Origin of the sequence: Amaricoccus sp. (assembly GCF_017995835.1) — a bacterium.
Classification (GTDB): Bacteria; Pseudomonadota; Alphaproteobacteria; order Rhodobacterales; family Rhodobacteraceae; genus Amaricoccus.
Window position 1 is genome coordinate 1 of record NZ_JAGOID010000206.1, and the last position, 2,647, is coordinate 2,647.

Below are 2,647 nucleotides of genomic sequence, written 5' to 3' on the forward strand. Positions count from 1 at the left end.
GGCCCAGGCTGTCCATCGCGCGCGCCTAGGCCGGCAGCGCGACGCGGCGGGGGCGGGCCGCCGCGTTCACAGGCCGAGCGCCGTGCGGACCGCGGCCATGCCGTCGCCGCCGTCGCGGCTGGTGACGCCCGCGAGCCATGGGTCGAGCGCGGCGGGGTTCGCCTTCAGCCATTCGGCGGCGGCGTCCTCGGGCGCGTCGCCGTCGTCGAGGATCTTGCCCATGACCTCGTTCTCCATCGGCAGGGTGAACTCCATGTTCTGGAGCAGCTTGCCGAGGTTCGGGCATTCGCCGACGAGGCCGGCGCGGGTCAGGGTGCGCACCTCGGCGCCGCCGAAGTTCGCGCCGAAGACGTCGTCGCCGCCGGTGAGGTAGACCATCTCGAGGTTGGCGTTCATCGGGTGCGGCTCCCAGCCGAGGAAGACGATTCCCTCCTCCTGCCGCGCCGCGCGCTTGGCCTGGGCGAGCATCCCCTGCTCGGAGCTCTCGACCAGCTCGAAGCCGCCGAGGCCGAACTTGTCCTGGGCGATCATGTCGAGGATCAGCCGGTTGCCGTCGTTGCCGGGCTCGATGCCGTAGATCTTGCCGCCGAGCCGGTCCTTGAACTCGGCGATCCTGGCGAAGTCGGTCAGGCCCTCGTCGGCGAGGGGCTTCAGCGTGGCGAGCGTGTACTTCGCGCCCACGAGATTCGTGCGGACCGTGTCGATGGTCCCCTTTTCGCGATAGGGGGCGATGTCGCTCTCCATCGTCGGCATCCAGTTGCCGAGGAAGACGTCGATGTCGCCGCGCTCGAGGCTCTGGAAGGTCACCGGCAGGGCGAGCAGATCGACGCTGGTCGTGTAGCCGAGCCCGTCGAGCACCGTGCGCGCGAGCGCCGTGGTGGCGGTGATGTCGGTCCAGCCCACGTCGGCGAAGGCGATGTCGGAGCACGTGTCGGGGTCGGCGGCGGCCACGGGCGCGGCGAGGGCGAGCGCGACCGCGAGGGCGGAAAGGCTGGGCGTCAGGCGGAACACGGGGCGGGTTTCCTCTCGTTTGCGGGCGCGAAGGCCCCGGTCGCCGCGCATGGGCGGGCGGGCCGGGGACATTGGTCGCCCGTCTTTCTTGACCTGCGCAAGGGAAACCGACATTGACTGATCAGTCAATCAATGTTTGACGAGCGATCCATGCGAGCGAACGCCGGACGACCCGAGAGCCGCCGACGCGCCCTGATCGGCGCGGCCCTGCGCGAGATCGCCGACCGTGGCTCGCTCGACGTCACCATGGCGCAAATCGCCGCGCGGGCGGGCGTCTCGTCGGCGTTGGCGCATCACTACTTCGGCGCAAAGGAGGATCTGCTGATCGCGACGATGCGGCACCTGCTGGCGGATTTCGCCTCCGGGGCCGTGGGCGAGTTGCGCCGGGCCGAGGGGCCGCGGGCGCGGGTCTCGGCCGTGGTGCGGGCGAGTTTCGCCGCCGACCAGTTCCACCGCGCCACCATCGCCGCCTGGCTCGCCTTCTACGCCAAGGCGCTGTCGGCCCCCGAGGCGGCGCGGCTGCTGTCGGTCTACCAGCGGCGGCTGCGCTCGAACCTCGTGCACGACCTGCGCGCCTTCCTGCCGCGGGCCGGGGCGGAGGAGGCGGCGCGCGGCATAGGCGCGATGATCGACGGGCTCTATCTGCGCGAGGCGCTGGGGGGAGGGTCGGCGCGGCCGGCGGAGGCGATCGCGCTGGTCGAGAACTACGTCGACCTGCGGGTCGGAAGGGGGAAGGCATGACGCGCGCGCAACCGCCCGCCTCGCATCACGTCGGCGGGGACTATGTCGAGGGCGAGGGCGCGGCGTTCGACGTGCGCTATCCCGCCACGCTGGAGACGATCGCCCGGCTGCGCGAGGCGACGCCGTCCCTGGTCGAGCGCGCCGTCACGGCGGCGGCGGCGGCTTTCGCTGAGTGGCGGGCGACGGCGCCGGCGCTGCGCGGGCGGGTGCTGCGGCGGGCGGCGGACATCATTCGCGCGCGCAACCGCGAATTGTCGGAGCTCGAGACGCTCGACACCGGCAAGCCGATCTCCGAGACGCTGGTGGCGGACTGGGCCTCCGGCGCCGACTGCCTCGAGTTCTTCGGCGGGATCGCCATGGGGCTGCGGGGCGAGCACGTCGATCTCGGCGGCGACTTCGTCTACACGCGGCGCGAGCCGCTCGGGGTCTGCCTCGGCATCGGGGCCTGGAACTATCCGAGCCAGATCGCCTGCTGGAAGGCGGCGCCGGCGCTCGCCTGCGGCAACGCGATGATCTTCAAGCCCTCGGAGATGACGCCGCTCGGGGCGCTCAGGCTCGCCGAGATCCTGATCGAGGCGGGGGCGCCGGCGGGGCTCTTCAACGTCGTGCAGGGCGGCGGGGCCGTGGGCGCGATGCTGGCGACGCATCCGGGGATCGCCAAGGTGTCGCTGACCGGCTCGGTTCCGACCGGGCGGCGGGTCTACGCGGCGGCGGCCGAGGGGCTGAAGCCGGTGACGCTGGAGCTCGGCGGCAAGTCGCCGCTGATCGTCTTCGCGGACGCCGACGTCGAGAGCGCCGTGGGCGGCGCGATGCTCGGGAACTTCTACTCCGCCGGGCAGGTCTGCTCGAACGGGACGCGGGTCTTCGTCGAGCGGGGGGTGAAGGCGCGGTTCCG

3 protein-coding genes are annotated in these 2,647 nt (G+C 72.3%); 2 read left to right on the forward strand and 1 reads right to left on the reverse strand.

What is annotated here, in order from left to right:
• Window positions 1-66: 66 nt before the first annotated feature.
• A complete protein-coding gene (locus tag KBA23_RS16740; protein ID WP_290743385.1) occupies window positions 67-1,011 on the reverse strand; it encodes a choline ABC transporter substrate-binding protein in 945 nt (314 codons plus the stop codon).
• Window positions 1,012-1,161: 150 nt separating this feature from the next.
• Here KBA23_RS16740 and betI point away from each other — a divergent pair, with 150 nt between their 5' ends.
• Window positions 1,162-1,752, forward strand: a complete 591-nt coding sequence (gene betI / locus KBA23_RS16745; RefSeq protein WP_290743386.1) for a transcriptional regulator BetI — start codon at window positions 1,162-1,164, stop codon at window positions 1,750-1,752.
• Window positions 1,749-2,647 (forward strand): aldehyde dehydrogenase family protein (locus tag KBA23_RS16750; RefSeq protein WP_290743388.1); only part of this gene is annotated, 899 nt, incomplete at its 3' end. The genes betI and KBA23_RS16750, both read left to right, overlap by 4 nt.

Excerpts from the sequence above, each read along its gene's own strand:
- betI (WP_290743386.1), top strand. The coding sequence starts at position 1,162 with ATGCGAGCGAACGCCGGACGACCCGAGAGCCGCCGACGCGCCCTGATC.